Origin of the sequence: Photobacterium sp. Alg240-V54 (assembly GCF_900537155.1) — a bacterium.
In the GTDB taxonomy this organism is placed as follows: Bacteria; Pseudomonadota; Gammaproteobacteria; order Enterobacterales; family Vibrionaceae; genus Photobacterium.
Genome location: NZ_UNRL01000001.1, coordinates 411,962 through 433,059, shown reverse-complemented (window position 1 = coordinate 433,059; position 21,098 = coordinate 411,962). Strand labels below are relative to the sequence as shown.

The following is a 21,098-nucleotide window of genomic DNA, read 5'->3' as shown; positions in this document are numbered from 1 at the left end:
TAAGGAATCTCATTATGTTGAGTTCTCTTTACTCAAAATGTTTGGACATATTATCAAAAATGAGTTTGGCAGGCCGACTTATTTATCTTATTTCTATACAAGGAATAAGATTATTATCAGTATTGAAGAAAATAGGGATAGATCTATTTTATTATGTAGGTAAAAATATACACTCATGTCGAAAGATATTTAAATCCTTTCTCTCTTTAGGATTTATTTCTATTGTATCGTTATTTAGTTCAGAAGTATTAGCAACGAAAGATTTTGGTGATGCACCTGATGATTACAAAACAATAATATCAAGTGGTGGCCCTAATCATGTCGCAAGTAGTAATCTATTTATCGGTGATGTCGCGCCAGATATTGAAAGTGACGGTCAGCCAAATAGTGATGCAACTGGAGATGATGCTAATGGTGATGACGAGGAGTCTTTTACATCACATATTGTATCGTATGAAGACGGTGACACTACGTATTCTACCGACGTTAAAGTAACTAATTTATCGGGTGTGACTGCAAACTTATATGGTTGGATTGATTTAAACCAAAATCAACAATTTGAAACAAATGAATTTGCAAGTGTTACCGTACCTAGTGGTACAAATGGCAGTAATGTTACTTTGGTATGGAATGATTTATCTGAAATACAAGACGGGCTAACGTTTGCTCGTTTTCGCCTCACAACAGATGACTTAGCCAGTGGTAGTTCACTAACAGGGCTTGGTCATATTGGTCATGATAGTTATGGGTTATTCACTAACAGCGATGAAACTCGTGTTTATGCAATAGCACATCACCGAAATCCACATGAGCCAGCGGTTTTTTGTTATGACATCATAACGGGCGCACTGTGTCCTGGTTATGATAATGGCGCTGGTAATCCAGATGGTAAACATTTGGATACAGGAGGCAATGCTAATACCAGAACGCCTCACCAAGGTAATCATATTGCTGTAAATAATAAAATCTATATTCCAACGGAGTATGGAATGTCATGTTGGAATATGGACACCGATAATTCGTGTGGTTTTGTTTCATTCATGGGTGCATTTGGCAATGGCAAAACCGATATTGCCAATAATTGTGGCAGCACAGATCATACTTGTCGTTCAATGCCAGGGCTTGTCGGTAATAAAATGTATGTGATGGATGACTCAACAAAAATTGAGTGTGTCACAACCATGATGACAGATTGTTCTGGTTATCCTATTGATATTACAAGTATTGTTGGTCTTGGTGTGACAGGGGCAGACACCAGAACTGAAGTGATTGGTGATCGTGTCTATTTTGCATATTCACGTAATGCTGGACAGCGTTTTGTTATGTGTTGGGATACAACGAATGATGAGATGTGTAGTGACTTTAATAGTCAACAACCTATTCTTCTTTTAATACAAGAAGATGATGCAGAAAGAGATAATTTCTTTGTCTCGTATGACTCATCATCAAACCCTGTTGCTGTGTGTGGTGGTGATGCTTCTATCGATCCGGTTATTTGTGTTGATATAACCACAGGACAAATTAATAATGCGTTATTAAACGGCATTAATTTTAATACTAATGGTGTTTACTTCCAAGAAGTCGCTGCACTTAATAGCTCAGGTCAAATGGTAACCTATTTTGCAGGTTTAGATAATGCCATTTCTTATAACTGGGCAACAGGAACACAAACGACTTATACCAATTTAAATGATCCTGATCGTCAGTTTCATGCTGCACACGATGCTGGTGACGGCTGTATTCGGTACACCATGCAAGGTGGTGTTAAAGAGCTTGATGTATCACAAGGCATGCCAAGTGCTGGTGTTTCTGAGTTTGGTTGTCGCTCGTACAGTAGCAGTAATTTTGCGACAGATGCAACGAATGGAGAAATAGAAGATCACCAAGTTACTATTGAGAAATTTATAGTTCCAACATCACCACCAAGTGTTGCAAGTGGTGATTTTGACAAAGATGGTGTACCAGACAGCCGTGATTTAGATGACGATAATGATGGTATTTTAGATGTTGATGAAGGCTGTAGTGTTGTTCATAACGAAAACTTTGAACGTTTTGCAGATGCCTTTAATGAAATTCCAAGCCTGCAAGCAGCTATTGATACAACAACAGTAGAAGCCACAGGATTTGAATCGACTGGTCAATATACGTTAGAACCAACCTTAGTAGTGCCATTTTTAGGCGGCGGTACAACACCAACTAATTCACAAGGTCAACAAGTGGGTAGTTACCTTGCAGGGTCTGGTTGTTCTGAAACAACCACTCTTTGGGATGATGGTAACGGTAATGTTTATCTAATTTTTGGTACACATGATTATCAAGGCGGTGGTGTGCCATCGACTGATGTGTGTGAAGCTAACGATCCTAAACAAGCGGGTTATATCTATAAGCCTGTAAATAAACTTCCGGTACAACCCAATACTAATTATGTATTTAGTGTCGATGTGAAAATTAATACTAATAACCTGCAGGGCCATCCATCTAATACCGTGCCGAATGTTGAGCCTGAAATTCATTTTTATGTCGATGGTGTCTCTGTTGCTCAATATATTCCAGATCGTTCTGCATCTATAACAACCGCAGAATATAAAACATTTACTTTTACATGGAATAGCGGCAATAAAACATCCATTGATTGGGGTGTTTATAATCGTACGACGGAAAGTTCAGGTAATGATTTCTCAATTGATAATGTGCTATTTCAAGCGCAAACTGCAGCTTCAATCACTAATTGCTTAGATATAGATGCTGATGATGATGGTATTCCAGATAATATTGAAGCGCAAACAACAGAAGATTATATCTTCCCATCAAATGATGATGCGGCAACTTATAATGCTAATGACGGTGTTAATAGTAGTTATATTACCACTAACAATGGTGGTCCAGGATTGATCCCAGTTAATACTGATGCTACGTCAAGTATTGCTATTCGTGTTGATACAACCCCTGATTATATTGATACCGATTCTGATGGTGATGGTGTATTAGATATCGCCGAAAATGGCCCTGATAATATTCACCCAGGCAGTGGTGCTAATACTGATACCGATGGTGATGGTTTATGGGATATATTTGATGCCACAGACAGTAGTGGCGCAAGTGCATGGCATCCCGATGATGAATTAACAACTGCGTCTATTGCTCAACGGGTGAATTCGTTTGGTGATGTTGATGGTGATGTAAGTGGTTTTGAGCCCTTATCTCAAGATTTAGATTTCAGAGATGGTGATGAGCCAAGTCAACAACCTGTCTATGACTTTGGTGATGCGCCAGATGGCTTAGATGGCGAAGAAAGTTATAAAACATTAGCGGCAAGTAATGGTCCACGTCATTTGCCTTCGACACAGTTATATATGGGCCCAAATCCAACCGATATTGAATCAGATGCTTTAATTACTTTACTCGCTGACGGTGATGATAATACAGACACAGATGATGAAGGTGCGTTGTCTGGTTATTATCCAAATAAGGTGATTAATGTTGGTAATGCTGACGATGATCATTGGGTACGTTTTAATCCATTAACAAATGAGACAGGTCAAGATGCATTTTTCTACGCATGGGTTGATTGGAATAAAAACGGTATTTTTGAAGTAGATGAAGGTTTAGCTGCTTCGAATTCAGGAACCGTCGGTGAGGCATTATTCTATGCCACTTGGAATGAAATTATGGATACCCGTATCACTGTGCCAAGTGATTTTGATAACGGGTATTACTTTATGCGAATTCGCTTGTCGGCAACGCAAATTGATTTACAAGGCGCAACAGGCACGGATGAAGATCCTCGTTCATTAGGTGTTGTAGAACAAATAGGTGCAGTTGAAGATCATCGCGTGTATTTCGGTCGTTTTGATATGGGAGATTTGCGAGATACAGCGGATGGAACATCATCAACAACGTCAACGGTTGATCATCGTACACATATACGTGATAACGGACCCGCTCATTTCCCAAGTGCCGATTTATTTATTGGTACTAACCCTACCGATCCGGATCCTTACAATACATCAACATATAACACCACTTATACATCGTCATATGCGAACAAGGATGATAACACCGGTACACCAACGGCAATACGTGATGATGAAGATGCATTACCAGCACCGCAAGTGACAGTGAATGAAACAGATAATTTAGTGACCTTTGATATTCCTGTATCAAATAATACAGGAGCAGATGCGTATCTATATGCATGGCTAGATGCCGATCATAATGGCCAATTAGATGTTGGTGAGCTAACTTCAGTTGGCAGTATTGCTGATGATGGTGCGATAGTTATTCCTGATAATGGCGGTTCAGCAACAAATTACAGTATCACTTGGGATAATATTACAAGTTGGCCACTGTTGAATCAGCATTATGGTATTCGCTTCCGTTTGTCTGAGACTAAATTAGCGTTAGCGGGTGCCACAGTTGCAGAGGAAGATCCTCGAGCACTTGGTGTCGCGTTCACCCATGGTGAGATAGAAGATTACTCGATTCGCGTTGTTGCAAGTGGTGGTACTGGTGGTGGTTCAACAGAATCAGACTTTGACCGTGATGGTGTGCCTGATTCAATCGATATTGATGATGATAATGACGGTATTCTAGATATTGATGAGTTGGGGTTCGATCCTAATTATCTTTATCGTGACTATTTTGATGCAGCCAACGTCAATGATTCAAATCAGTGCCCGTTAGTTAAACATACTGGTGATGGCTTCTACTATGCGCCATCTCATGTTGGTGGTGTTGGTGATAGTAATCCATCGGGTAATGCATTGGCATGTGCAGGTCAACATGGAATGGGCAGTAACACCGGTAACCAAGTGAATAATACTTGGCAAGGTTATGGTGGTAGTTGTACCAGTGGTCGTTATTACGCATATTTAACATTGTGTAATGAGTTTGATACTGCAGGTCGTTGTGCTGGACAAGGATTAACAGCTACATCATTTAATGACGAATTTTATCGTGTTAAATCACAATATCTGCCTTCTACAACCTTACAAGCAGGCGTCACATACCGTTTACGCGTGTTAATGTCTCAAACGACAATGACAAAAACACAAGGTGTAATTAACAACCAAATTATTAATCCTAATGAAACCATCGTTAATGGTGAATATTATTATACGTTTGATTACACGCCATCATCAAATGAGCCATTAACAACCATTGCTGTACGTAATAACTTTGTTGCTAGTGGGAGTAATAACAGTGGTCAAGGTAATGATTTTGCGATTTGTGGGGTGGAGTTATTAACTAAAGACCTTGATGTAACACAAGCTGGGCATCACCGAGATATTGATGCAGATGATGACGGTATTCCAGATAATATCGAAGCCCAAACGTCAGATGATTATATTCTTCCTAATGTAAATAGCTTTGCACAATACATTGCTAATGATGGTTTAAATACTGCTTACCTTACAACAAGTAGTACCGGTGGTTTGGGCCTCACACCTGTTAATACTGACCAAAGTGCGCCGAGCGATAGTGATACCATTCCTGATTATATTGATGATGATTCAGATGGTGACGGTATGTCTGACCTTATTGAAAATGGTGCTGGCCATCCTAATACAATAACCAGTACAACCGATACTGATGGTGATGGTTTATTAGATATTTTTGATTCAATTGATGATTCAAGTGTTATTGGCTCAGCGCCAGGTAATTGGAGCCCGACAGATGAAGTGACAGCGAGTACTGTTGCACATCTAAAAACTATCTTTGGTGATGCTGACAATGATGCGGTAGATGGTGCAATAGTACCGCTCCAACTTGATCTTGATTATCGAGATTACGCCCCTTCAAGTGCACCTCCTACTGGTACATTTTCAGTTAATGGTACTGTTTTTGAAGACATAACTGGCGATGGTATCTTCTATGATGGCGATGTGGTTTTTAATGATAATACAGGTGATCAACGTGGTCTATCAAATGTGATAGTGACGATATACTTTGATGATGGCGATAACTTGCCAAATAGTGGCGATACGTTGGTCAGTACAGTGACAACAGACGCAAATGGTGATTATGAATTTACAGGTCTCGGAACGGGTGTGTATTGGATTGCCCCTGATGCACCAATTGTCTCAAGCAATGGTAGTACTGGACTGGTTGCAGAGCAGACATTTGGTATGGCAACTCAATTCCAGATACCTCAAACATGGGGAATTCAATCATACTGTGCTGATGGTAGTGGTGGGAGTATATTATCTTCTGATACTACGCATTTTAACGATGCCTGCTATGGGGGTAAATCAGCAACGGCTGCAGATGATAAAACCGATGCTGGAACGAGAGAGCACGTTACGGGCTTCTTACTTGATTCGCAAATACAAGTACTTGGAAATTTAAGTTTCGGGTTTAGCTTTAATGTTGTTGTTAATACAGAAAGTAGTGGCACTGGTTCTTATGAACAGTTCTTACAAAATGCGAATGCTTACAGTGGTCCGAATGTTATGCGTTTTGTGCCAGCCGTTTCGCCTAACCGTGCAACGTGGTGGGAAACATCAACGACGGATACGACATCTTTTACTGCATTAACAGACAGTGATACCACTATTGATGGTAAAGCCTATGATTACAAGGACGGTAACGCAGACAGGAATGAAGATCCATCGTTATTAGGTCCAGTGACATCTGTGGGGGCAGACTGGAATACGAGAACAATTTCTCAAGTCGATGCACCAGATTTTGCTATTAATCACCTTCGTAATAATACTTGTGGCCGTAGTTTTTATGCACAGACCAATGCAGAATCTATTAGTTGGAGTGGCTGTGCTGCAATAGAAACCACCTCAAATGTCCATAATATTACGGTGCAGAATATGGGCGTATATTCAGATGATAGTGATGGCACTGTATCTGGCCCTGCGTTCTTCGCTCGAGATGCAATCCAAGACTTTGACTTTAATAATAATGTTATTGGTGTGCTACCAACGGGTGTGGAAGCTGCAAATCAATTATACCGTGGTGCTATTATCAATAATGGTATTAATTGGGGGGGAGAAATTGATTACGACGGCTCTGGTGAAATAGACAGTAACTATTTTGCTAACACTTGGGATACAGCCATTATTATTTGGTATATCACTGGCCCATTAGATCCTCGTGATAAGTTTGTTATTTCTGATAATTATATTATTGATGTTGATGGTTCTGGTATCGTGCTTGATCGCGGAACTAACGCCACCACCATCAAAGGTAACTATATTGATAATGCTAAATTTGCAGGTATCGATAATGCATCTGGTGCGTCTTATCTTGATATTTTACAAAATACGGTTACCAATACTCAAGGTTTCTTTGATAAATCAAATACGGCTTATGATAATGCGCATGTATCAGAATGGTACCCTCATTCAGGTATTAGTTTAGGTTATGGGTCAAGTATTGTGGCCGAATACAATAAGGTAATAAATGGCGCTGCGGGTGTTAATGGTATCGATTATGCACCAGGTTTAGGTCGTGGTATTAAAATAAGCAAAAACCAATTTGGTAATAATGGTGGTATTGCTATCGATATTGGCGAAGAGGATGGTATAGATACTAATCCTCACCAGGGAGATAGCCGACGTTGTTATTTAGCAACCTATCATGGTACACCTACAGTTACGGGGCCAGCGTTACCATTAATTGAAAAAGCAGAATTGAGCGGTAATACCTTAACCGTTGAAGGTAAGCATTGTAATGGTGCATTTGTTAGCGAAAATAGCTATGAAATTCAATTCTATATCGTTAGTGGAGATGCAACTGATACCAGTACTTCTTCAACAACAGCAAGCCCAGTTGGTGGTTGGAGTTTCATGCCTAATATTGGTAATGAAATTACAGGGTTAACCTACGGTGAGGGTGTTACTTATCTTGGCAGTTTGACTCAGCAAACCAATGGAACGTTTAGCGGTACAGTTAACGTTAGTGGGCTCTCTGTTGGAGATACAATTGGTGCGATTAGTTTCTCCGATCATGCTGTAGGAACTGGTCAAGTACCAGGTCAAACATCAGAATTCTCTGCAAACTTTATTGTTGGTGCTGGCGATCTTGATTATGGTGATGCACCCGATGATGGTGATGCTAACAGTGGTAATGATTATTTAACTACAGCCGCGACAGGTGGTGCTGCTCACGCAATCGTTAATACTGGCGCGACAGTCTATCTTGGTACTATTGCACCAGATTCTGATGATGGGACACTACAAAATAGCGATGCTACAGCAGATGATAGTAATGAAGGGATTTCAGGTATTAATGATGAAGATGCCTTTGCAACACCTGTACAAATTCAAACTAATGCAACGGGCTATAGCAAAGAAATTGCCTGTAATGGTGATGGTGCCAACATCTATGCTTGGATTGATCTTAACCAAGATGGCGTATTTGAAACCACAGAAGCCGCAGCACCTATAACGTGTAGCGATACCGGAGGTGGTGATGGTAGTGCGACGTTAACGTGGTCTGGTTGGAGCCCTGTAAGCACAGCTAACACCTTTATGCGGGTACGTATTACGACAGATACATTAACCGATGCTAATACAGGTGATGCTTTAGATAGCCGTTCAATTGGTATGGCAAACGATGGTGAAGTTGAAGATCATCAAGTCACAATTGCAGATTGTGTAACCTCTGTATCGACAGGATTTAGTGATTACGTTAGCCCTGCCGAATCCCAATCTGCTGGTCGTCCAGCTAAAGAGGTCTATCGTCCATTTGGTGTTGAAATTTATGAATCACACAAATCAGGTAACTATCCATTCCGTGAAAATGCATTGATTAACACTGATGGCGGCCAACCAGGTATTTTCTGGGTTGGTGATCGGGCATTGTCAATTGATTTAGTCAATACCGATGGTAGTAAACGTACCGCGAACGCTGTGGGTATTGTGCCTGATCAAGCGGGTGATGGCGCAACCCAACTGACGTTAGTGGCATTTGATATTAACAATAATCAAATTGGCTCTAAAACAATCACCGAAGCCAATACGCACAATAACAGTAATATTAACCCACCAATTATATTGACTACCGCAGATACGGGTGGTGTACCGATTCACCGTGTTGCTTATCACAATGATCGTAGCTCAGCGTCAGTTATCGGTATTGTTGGTGCATTGATTGAAGAATGTATCGTATCAAGTATTGATTACGGTGATGCGCCTGATGATGGTAATGCGAGTAGTGGCGGTGATTATTTAACACTCGCCGCGACAGGTGGTGCATCTCATACCGTACCAGGGACTGGTGCAACCGTTTATCTAGGTACGATAGCACCAGATACTGATGATGGCACTTTACAAAACAGTGATGCAACGGCTGATGATATATCGACAGGGTCAGATGATGAAGATGCGTTTGCAACACCTGTACAAATGCAAACCAATGTAACAGGCTATAGCAAAGAAATTGCCTGTAATGGTAATGGCGCTAATATCTACGCTTGGATTGATATTAACCAAGATGGTGTGTTTGAAACCACAGAAGCCGCAGCACCTGTAACGTGTAGCGATACCGGAGGTAGTGATGGTAGTGCGACGTTAACRTGGTCTGGTTGGAGYCCTGTAAGCAYAGCTAATACCTTTATGCGGGTACGTATTACGACAGATACATTAACCGATGCTAATACGGGTGATGCTTTAGATAGCCGTTCAATTGGTGCAGCAACGGATGGTGAAGTTGAAGATCATCAAGTCACGATTGCCGATTGTATTACGAATGTATCAACGGTAGGTACGTCAATAGCAACGACAGGTACCGATGTCACTGCTCATTTAGATATAGGTCAATATCCTAAAGAAGAATACCGACGTTATGGTGTTGAAATCTTTAGTGCAAATAAGAGTTCACCACTAAGTTTCTTACAAAATTCATCAGTAGTGACAGCGCCAGGAATGGGCTTTGGAATGTTTTCTAGAGCACTTAATGTYAAGTTTGTAAATACTGATGGTTCTGTGCGTCCAGTAACAGAAGCGGGCGTTTTACCTGACAGCTCAGGTGATGGTGGAACGGTGTTAACACTTATTGCTTACGATATTAACGATAATGAGATAGGAAGAAAAACACAGGTAGAAGCTAATACGTTCGGTATGTCTACGCCATATAACCCACCGATTGTATTAACCACGGCTGATACAGGTGGTCAGGCAATTTATCGTATTGTTTATCACAATGATAGAAACTCAGCTCAACCAACAAAAATAGTGGGTGCGTTTGATGAAAATTGTATCGTATCAAGTATTGATTACGGTGATGCGCCWGATGATGGTAATGCGAGTAGTGGCGGTGATTATTTAACACTCGCCGCGACAGGTGGTGCATCTCATACCGTACCAGGGACTGGTGCAACCGTTTATCTAGGTACTATCGCACCAGATACTGATGATGGGACTTTACAAAACAGTGATGCAACGGCTGATGATATTTCATCTGGAACAAATGATGAAGATGCTTTTGCAACACCCATTAACATTGAAACTAATGCAACAGGCTATAGCAAAGAAATTGCCTGTAATGGTGATGGTGCCAACATCTATGCTTGGATTGATCTTAACCAAGATGGCGTGTTTGAAACTACAGAAGCCGCAGCACCTGTAACGTGTAGCGATACCGGAAGTGGTGATGGTAGTGCGACATTAACATGGTCTGGTTGGAGCCCTGTAAGCACAGCTAACACCTTTATGCGTGTGCGAATAACCACAGACACATTAACCGATGCTAATACGGGTGATGCTTTAGATAGCCGTTCAATTGGTGCAGCAACGGATGGTGAAGTTGAAGATCATGAATTAGTGGTGGCTACAAGCTATGTCATCCAAAATTGTGAAAATAGCGCAGATCTTACCCAGAAATGGTGGGTGCAAGGTGGTAATAGAGCAATTATCGATTTCACTAATCCAGATGGAAGCGGCTATCCAACCATTACACAAGCCAATGGTACGAACATGGCAACGGGCGCTGGTGCGACAGAAGGTACAGTAACCATCACAGATCCTCTTAATGGTGAAGTAATTGTTTATGGTGATGGTAGTAATATTTACCATGGTCAAACCAATGCTGTTTTATCTGTTCCGTTCCCAACGGGTGCTTCTGCTGATTTCCCTATTGCAATTACACCCAAGCCAGGTGGTGATCTTAATAAGTTCTATATTTTTGGTAACAACTTCTCTCAAATCAGTGCAGGCGAGTTGGATTTTTCAACATCCATTATCAGTAACCTAGGAACAATTCAAAGTAGTTCCGGATTAGAATCTCAATTAGTTGTGCCACATAGTAATCGTTCGGACTCGTGGTTATTAACACTTAATCAAAGTGGTCAATTACAGGCTTATGCATTGACATCAACCGGTATATCTTTCACACCTGTTACTAGTTCAGTGCCAGGCTCAAATGGTTCCAATAGTAAAGGGGCAATGGATTACTCACCAGTTACAGGTAAGTTAGCTATTGCAAAAGATGGTATTAGTGCAATCTTCATTGGTGATTTCGATGCGAATACTGGTCAGATAATTAATGTTATTTCAGTAACGGATACCATTGCTAGAGTGGGGTCATCACCAAGATTCTCTCCTGATGGTCAACGTGTATTCTTTGAAAATGCTGGCGGTGGTGACAACGGTCCTCTGACTTATTATGACATCACGACGGATACTGTTACCGCAGTAAGTGGCATGCCTGGCACTGTCAACTCATTGAAATTTGGTCCTGATGGTCGCTTATATGCGTGGCGTGGAACGAATTTAGATGTTATTGAAAATTGGGCGACGACACCAACTTACATAACCAGTTTGACATTACCAGGCAGTCTCGGGGTAGAAAGTTTACCTGAAGTGTATGCGTATTGTGATTTCACAGGAGGAACGGTTTCAATAACAGATTACGGTGATGCGCCTGATTCAACTCTTGGTATCAACACGCAAGATTACCGAACATCGAAAGCCGACAATGGTCCAAGTCATTCAATTTCAACTGATTTATTCTTAGGTACCAATGCGACAGATGGCGAATCTGATGCATTAGGTGTTGATCAGTTATTGGCGCAAGGTGATGATCTTGATACTAATAATGATGAAGATGGTCTTTCTCAGGTTGAATTAGTCAATACCGCCGCTGAATATAGCATGCCAGTGAAAGTGACTAATACCACAGGCAGTGATGCGTATTTATATGCTTGGGTTGATTGGAACAATAATGGACGTTTTGATGCTGATGAGGCTGTATCTGGCATGCCATTAACAGTTGCGAATAGCGATACATCAGCAACCATTACTTGGAATACGTTACCAAGCTTAACAACAGGTGCGACATATTATGTACGTATGCGTTTGTCTGATGTGGTGTTAACAGGTAGTCCTACAGGAAGTGACGAAGATCCGCGTTCATTTGGTGCAGCATCAACTGGTGAAGTGGAAGATCATCTTCTTACCATAATTGATCCGTCAACGCTTGTTAACGCTGTTTGTGTAACAGATACCTTTGAAAATTCGACTACTCATTATATGCATTGGACGGGTAGTAATGGCAGTTATAGTGAACAATTTACGAGTAACCAATGGTCTGCTAATTTAATTCGTAAAGATGGACCTACGATTGGTCGTTTACAAGCGACGCATAATGATACGATTGATCAAGCAAATAGTGGATTTGTTGGTTTTTATAATCACCGAACTGATTCATTAATTGTTCGAGATGTCGCGCAATATCGCACTCATTTCCCAACAGTGACTAATGGAAAAGTTGAAGTTACGTATCAATATTTACCAGCAGCAGGTTATGAAAGTAATGCAATTTCTATCGAGATAAATAACTTCTGGCAAACAGGCTTTTATAGCGATGATACAACTCTGCGAGTGTCTGGAAACTTTGGCCAAGGGCGAACTTATTTAAGACCACCAATCTCAGGAACTGGTAATCATGTTACTACTGACTATGATCCTGATGGTGTTGATATTTTACCAGGGCAAACGTATACCGTTTTAGAGCTTAGACGAGAGCATGTTGATGGTGGCTCTGCTGGGCTTGCATATCCAGTCTTTACGTTATCTGCTGGGCAGGCGATCACTTTTACAATTGAAAATATTCCAACGGCTACTAATTGGACATTTGATACAGGTCATTATGATGTCTCTAGTTGTAATACTATTCCTGAATATGATTACGGTGATGCGCCTGACTTGGGTGTTGGTAATGGCGTAGGTAATTATCGAACGCTTAGTAATGATAACGGGCCGTATCACGTAAACGATGGGACGACCAATATATACATTGGTACAACAGCCCCTGACGATGAATCTGAAGGTATGCAATCAACCAATGCTGATGGGGACGATGTAGACGGAACCGATGATGAAGATTCTTTAGGTGTTACCGCCCTTTATGAAACAAGCACTGCTTTTTCTTACAATCAACTCGTTAACAATACATCTGGTTCTGATGCCTATTTGTATGCTTGGGTTGACTGGGATAATAACGGAACCTTTGATAAAGATGAATTTGTTGGCGGTGGTGCTAGTGCAGGTGCTCCGATCATTATTTCAACAGGCAGTACAAATGTTGAGACGTCTATGTTGTGGAATACATTGCCAGCATTGTCGTCAATGGATGAGTACTATTTACGCGTTAGGATTAGTGATCAACTACTATCTGACAGCGTAAGCGGTAGCTCAGAAGATCCTCGCTCATTTGGTAATGGTGGCGCAGGAGAAATTGAAGATCAGATATTAGTTGTTGAAATAGAGCCGACTATCCCTCAAGTCTATTGTGCGGTGTCAAATAGTGCTGAAACGGGTGAGAAAATCACCCAGCTTGATGGTTATAACAACGATCCTGCGGATGGCTTTTCGGGAGTCACTGTTGTTGGAGATGAACTGCAATCACAAGCGGGAAGTGGTCAGCCTTCAAAACGATTTGAATTGGAAATTCTAGCACCGAATCAACAGATTACTTACCCGATAGGTATTGAAGTAGAAATGCGGTTAAGAAATTTAAATTCGGGTGATGGTGATGCATTATTTTGGCTCACTGATCATACTAATATGAATGGCGTCTTAATCGGTGATAATGCTGTTTATTTAGGTGTAGATGCGCTGTGGAATGGCACGAACACCACCGTTTCGAGTTATAGCCAATCACCTGTGACCGTAATGTCAAATTCTGCGGGATACATGACAACGGCTTATAAACGTTACCGCTTAAATATGTTTGTTCAAAGCGACAATAGTGTCACGATGCAAGTCATTACAATGAATGATGATGGTTCTATTATTGAAACTTCCCCTGTAATGGCTGGCGATCAAACGTTTGACCCAAGTCAGGGCATTTATTTTGCTCATACAGGTCATAACAATGATCCTGCATCTCAGCGACATATTTTTGGTGAAATAAACGTTGTTGCAATGAATGGGGTAGCTTGTGATTATGGTGATGCGCCTGATGCCAATGTTGGTACAACGTTAGGTGATTACAAAACGCGGGCTGTATCTAATGGACCTTCTCACGCGATTGATGGCTTTATTTACTTAGGTAGTAGCGCACCAGATAGTGATACAGATGCGTTTGGTGATGGTGCTGATGTTAATGGTAATGGTTCTGATGATGATACCAAAGGAACAACCCCAGATGATGAAGATGCTATTACAGGAACATTAAGCTTATCAAGTAATGATTTTAGTTTGAATGTCGCCTGTAATGACTTTAGTAGTGGTAGTGGCGATCTTGGCGCAACAGTTCATGCTTGGGTTGATGCGAATGTTAATGGTGACTTTGAAGTATCTGAATATACATCAAGTGCTTGTGATGACACCTCCGCAACAGCTGATGGCACATCATCGCTTAATTGGACAGGGCTACAACGAACAGGTGCTGGTGATAGTTATATTCGTTTAAGGATAACCAATGATACATTGGTTGATGCAGATGGTTTAGATAGTGATGATCGAGCTTACGATTCGGTATCAAATGGTGAAGTTGAAGATCATCCGATTACTATTAGTCCAGTAATTACCGGTTATGTATTTAATGATAACGGTGGTTCAACAGGCACCTCTACCAATGCAATTAAAGACGGCGATGAGCTTGGTATTACCAACGTTTATGTCACGCTTTATAATAAAACGGATAATGTATGTACGTCAGTATTAACCAGTGATGGCACTACTGATGTTAATGGTGATGGCAACATTGATAATGCTGATGTTGGTTATTACAGCTTTGATGGCGAATTAAATAAAGATTACGCACTGTATGAAACTGATGGTATTACACCACCGCTTGATTGTAGTGCAGGGCCTCCAAGCATAGGCACTATCGACCCTGTAACAGGGACAGCACTTGGTCGTGATATTAGCGATCCGCCAAATTATATCTCTGTAAATCCTAATGTTCATGATATTGGGGTAATGACAACCAGTGTTAATCATGACTTTGCTGATAAGCAATACACGAATGAATACCCAACCTGTGATACGAGTGCTTATTTGGCGAAGAATTCGCCATCTGAGTTGTATCAAATCAATTTAGTGACTGCTGATGAAACTGAATTAGGAGCAGCGTCGTCGAAAACCTATAACGCGATTGGTTATAGTATCGCGCAGAACTTAATTTGGGGTGTTTATGGTAAGAATGAAAGCGGTATTGGCTCCGATGTTGTAGCAATTAACCGTAATAATGAAGAAGTATTGAGTTTCAATATTCCTGAATTAAACGGTATTTCGTTTTCTTCGGGTGATGTGACAGATGATGATATTTTAATACTTATCTCTGATGCTGCAACGGGTCGTCGAATGTACTTTGTTGATGTTAATGTTAACTCGGTGACGTATGGACAATACTTAGATCGCTCTGCATCAATGAATGTTGCCCTTGGTGATTTTGCGATTCATCCACTTGATACCAATACTGCTTGGGGAGTTGACTCTGATAAGAAACTCTATCGTATTGATTTTATTGCAGATAGAGCAAGTTCAACCTATACCGCATCAGCGACAAATATTGGCCAAACGAATATCGTTCCAGCTAGTGGTGCTGTGGGTGCCTTCTATTTTGATAATTTAGGCTTTGCATATGCCTCAGTGAATGCTGATGGTAGCTTATGGCGTTTTGACTTATCTAACCTCAGCGCACCTGCCGCTGATTTAAGGCAAGCAATTAATAGTGGGGATGGAGTAGCAGCATCAGGCAATGATGGCGCGCGTTGTCGTTATGCGCCAGTACCAACTGATTATGGTGATGCACCAACAACATTAGGTTACGCGACAGATCTTGCTGATATGGGACCTCGTCACCAAACTGACACTGGATTGCCATTTATCGGCGCAATCGGACCTGATAATGAAAATGATGGTCAACCAACGGCGACTGCTAATGGTGATGATGCCAATGGCCTTGTTCCTGATGATGAAGACGGTTTTACCCAGCCACAAATCAATGGCTTCCTTGTCGAAGATGACGTGGTATCACTGACGGTTCCTGTCGTGACATCGGGTAATGATAATCTTCATGGTTGGATTGATTTTGATGGTGATGGTTCGTTTGATGCCGATGAATACGCGACAGCTGTATTTTCAGCTGATGGTGATGTACAACTCGACTTTACTGTACCGGCTGATGTGCAACCGATAAATAGCTTTGTTCGATTACGTACTTGTTCAAGTAGCTTTAGCTGTAATACGCCAACGGGCAGTGTAGAAGATGGTGAAGTGGAAGATCATGCGATTAGCTTACTGCCAGTAGGTGATCTTGAGTTGAATTTAACTCTGGATCCAAGTGTTAACGTAACAATAGGTATTCCATTTAACGTTATCGTGAGTGTAGAGAATAAGGGAACAACAGTTGCTGCAAATACTAAAGTAACCCTACCTATACCGGCAGGATACAGTTTTGTTAAAGCCTATGCGGGTGATGGTGTCACCGAAATTACTACCTATGATCCGTTAACGGGTGAACTCGATTTGGGTACGATTGGACTTGGGTTTAATGATTACGCGATTATTCGCCTTGCACCACAAGATATGTCGGCACCAAGTATTAATGCTGAAATTATTGCAACCGATATTATCGATATTGATTCAACCCCGAATAATGGTTTTGGTAATGGTGAAGACGATACAGATATCGTTACTCCAGTGATTACTAATATTATTCAGCCTGGTGCGTGTGATGCGCCAGTGGTATTTGAAGGTGGCGATGCTTATCAATCAGCAAATGGTGAGTACATTGTGACTGAAAGCCAAACTAATCAGCAAGGCTATTTATGGAGCTATGGTTTCATTGATTTAAATCAACCACTTTATGCTGAGCTTGCTGTTTATTTAGGTGATCGTACTTGTAATACGGGTTGTCCAAATGGCATTGAGTCAGGGGCTGATGGTATGACGTTTGTCCTCTCTGCCGATTCTCGTGATTTAAATGCAGTTGGAGCATTTGGTGGCGGTTTAGGTGTCAGTGATCTCTTTGGTTCAACGGCTGTATCACCGTCCATCGTGTTTGAGTTTGATACTTTTGATAATACCTATATCGGTGCAACAGACGATGCGTTAGGTGGGCAATATATTGACCATACCGGCGTGTATTTAAATGGTGATGTTTATACACCAAGCGCTGCGAATACACTTATTCCAGCCACTTCAGTCAATGGTGGAGAGCTTGAAGATGGTCGTTACCATATTGCGCAATTTGAGTGGGATCCAACAACCAATATCTTTACCTATTACATGGATGGTGTTGTGATTGGTCAATTTACGCGTGATATTCGTGTGGATATTGGAACGAGGATGGTTCGGTTTGGATTTACAGGTAGTACAGGAGATGGTTATAACCTTCAAAAAGGGTGTTTCACTCATGCGCCAAATGTATTGGGTTCTGATTTAGGTGATGCACCAGATACCACGGTAGGCACTGGACCTAATAACTACACCACGATTTATGAAAATGATGGAGCGATGCATGTACAAGCGGATACTGATGATAATGGAGCGATAGATCTACGTCTTGGTGATGAGTGGGATGCTGATCTTGGTGATTTACAAGATATTGGTGCACTCGCAGATGACAACAATAACTTTGACGATGAAGACGGTATTAACGCATTGCTATCTGCTACCAAAGGTGATGATTTTAACCTTGAAATAATGGTACTTGAAGATGCAGCTCGTACATCAACAGGCCAGCAGCTTCATGCATGGTTAGATTTCAATCTTGATGGTGATTGGGATGATGCTAATGAGAAAATTGTAACCGAGCCTAATGCAGCTATTGGTAGTAATAGTTTTACTATTCCAATCCCTAGCGATGCAACCGTTGGTTATAGCTACTTACGAGTTCGTTTATGTAGCGGCACTGAGTGTAGTCAACCAACGGGTATGGCATTCGATGGTGAGGTTGAGGATTATCGAATTCTAATTTCTGATTTAGTGGGTAATAGCACTTGTGACTTGATTGTTCAAACTCAGAAACCTATTGCTACGACGGATTATAATTTTAATGCGATTGATGTGACCAGTAATCCAATTTCTTTCACTGATATTGTGAGTCCTATTGTTATTACTAATCAGCCAAATATTAACAATATTAACGCGATTGGCTTTAATCGAACGAGTGGCCTTATTTACGGTACCTTTACCGATATGTCACAAACAGATCGCATCCATCACTTATTTGTGACAGATAAAACAGGTACTAGCTTTATTGATTTAGGACCAATTACTGCCGCAGGTAATGCCACGATACGTCGGTTAACTGATGGAGAAAGCTTTGACTTTGTTGAAGGAGATAGCTTGCGTCATTCAGGTTATAGCTCAACTGCAACCGTATTAAGCTCACCAACAATGGGTGACGTCACAATAGACGGTAACACTCTAGTTGTATGGCGTACAACATGGGACTCATTAGTGAAAATTGACCTTAATAGTCAAACGTTTACTGTGGTGAATATTGATATTGCAGCAATGGGTGGCTCGTTAACAGGCGGTGCAATTGAAGTCGGGGCTGATTTAGCCATTAGTCCACAAACAGGCTTAGGTTACATGGTTGATCTGGTTGGTGGTAATCTCTATAGCGTTGATTTAACTTCTGGTGCGATTGCACAGCAAGACTTAGTTTACTTCGGCAGCGAGCCAACGCTAGATGTTAACAATAAGCTTCAAGCTGGTGGGTTGATTATTGATAATGCATTAAGTCTTTATGCTATCACCAATGGTGGTAATCATGACACTAACCAAAGTGGTGCGATTGACCTTGATAAGCGCTCGGTCATTTACCGTATTAACTTACCATTAGCTGAAATTGAATTTGTGACAGCAACAGATGCAGAATCACTCCAAGGTAATGATGCAGCAGGTTGTTATGATGCTGTTGACTATGGTGATGCTGATGCAAACTACGGTATTGCAAGTCACGCATACTTTGATGCCGCTCTTGATGGTAGTGCTGATTTAATGCTTGGTAGTCGTTGGGACCCTGAGTTCAGCCAGTGGAGTACTGTTGATGCGTCGGGTGATGATGTTCATGGTCAAGATGATGAAGATCTGAATATTCCAACACAAATAGTGGTCGAAACAGCAACAAACTTACCGATCAACGTTGTGGGTAATGGTTTCATTAGTATTTGGGTTGATTTGAATAATAATGAAGACTTCACCGATGCGAATGAACAGCTTGTTAATGATCAAGCCGTTATAACGGGTAATAACACTATCCCCATTACACTTGATGCCACCACTGCAGCCGGCTTTAATGGCAATACAGTAATGAGAATACGCCTATGTTCTGCCGCAGGTAGCTGTAATACGCCTGAGGGCGCAGCTGCTGATGGTGAGGTCGAAGATCACTGGTTTGAGTTACTTAATCGTATTATTTTAAGTGGCTTTGTATTTGAAGATAACGGTATTGGTGGAGCAACAGCGGCACATGATGGTGTTATCGACGGTGGTGAAATTGGTTTAGGCAACTTTACGGTTAATGTGACCTTTAAAGACACTGGTGTTACTGGTATTAATAATGGCGATATTATTGCCACTGAAGTTACATCGGGTGATGGTTCATATCAATTTGAAATTGGTGTTGATTTTGCCAATAAGAATTTATCACTCAATGTTGTTAAACAAGCAGATTGGATTGATATTAGTGAATCAGATGTGACGACTATTTCACAAGTTACCAGTACCTTGGTGACGGACAGTGACATGGTAGTTAATGCTAATGCTGGAGATATTATTACTGAACTTAACTTCGGTAAAGTTAAAGAACCACGTATGGAGCCTGATAACTTCACTGAAGCAGAACCAGGTAAGCCTGTTATGTTTGAGCATAAGTTTACAGCTGCGACATCTGGTACTGTTGACTTCTCTATTATTAATGTGAATGTTGAACCCGCAAACGATGGTTGGAGCTCTGTGCTTTATCTCGATGATAACTGTAATGGCAATGTTGATGGGGTTGATGCAAGTATAACTGCACCAGTATCTGTCACGGGTAATACCGCTATTTGCTTAATTAGTAAGGTATTTGTGCCAGCGAACGCATCACTTAACGCTCAGTATAATTATGAAATTGAAGCAAATATGGTATTTGAGGATTCAACGGGTACTGGGCATGGTGTAACACGTTTAGTGGTTGATAGTGATACTGTTCGCGCCACATATACAGGGGCGGGTGAGCTAAAACTTGAGAAAACGGTACAAAATATTACTCAAGGTTCTGCGGCAAGTGTTAGTAACACCGGTAAGCCGGGTGATGTATTAGAGTATGTTATTACTTATAGCAATGTTGGTAGTGGACCAATTAAAGAAATAACAGTCTTTGATACCACACCAGCCTTTAGTTCATTGAATACTGCTGTTGATTGTAGCGGTGTACCAGCATCATTAGCTTGTGCAGTATCAACACCTGACGGTACCAATGGTCTTGGTTATCAAGGTGAAGTGAAGTGGACGCTGACGAATGAATTACAACCAGGAGAAAGTGGTACTGTTAAATATCAAATAATTATCGAGTAATAAATATTATTATTTTGCAATGCAGGTTTGCGTAACGCATTTCACTCAATCAACTAATATACGTCTAATGAGTTGATTGAGTGCCTATTATATTTGGCATGTATGCTGCATATGTACCCTTAT

The 21,098-nt window shown here is 41.0% G+C and carries 1 protein-coding gene; it reads left to right on the top strand.

The window, feature by feature from the left end; translation table 11 throughout:
* Nucleotides 1–14: 14 nt before the first annotated feature.
* A complete protein-coding gene (locus G6R09_RS01910; RefSeq protein ID WP_163920239.1) occupies nt 15–20,975 on the top strand; it encodes a GEVED domain-containing protein in 20,961 nt (6,986 codons plus the stop codon).
* Nucleotides 20,976–21,098: the final 123 nt, after the last annotated feature.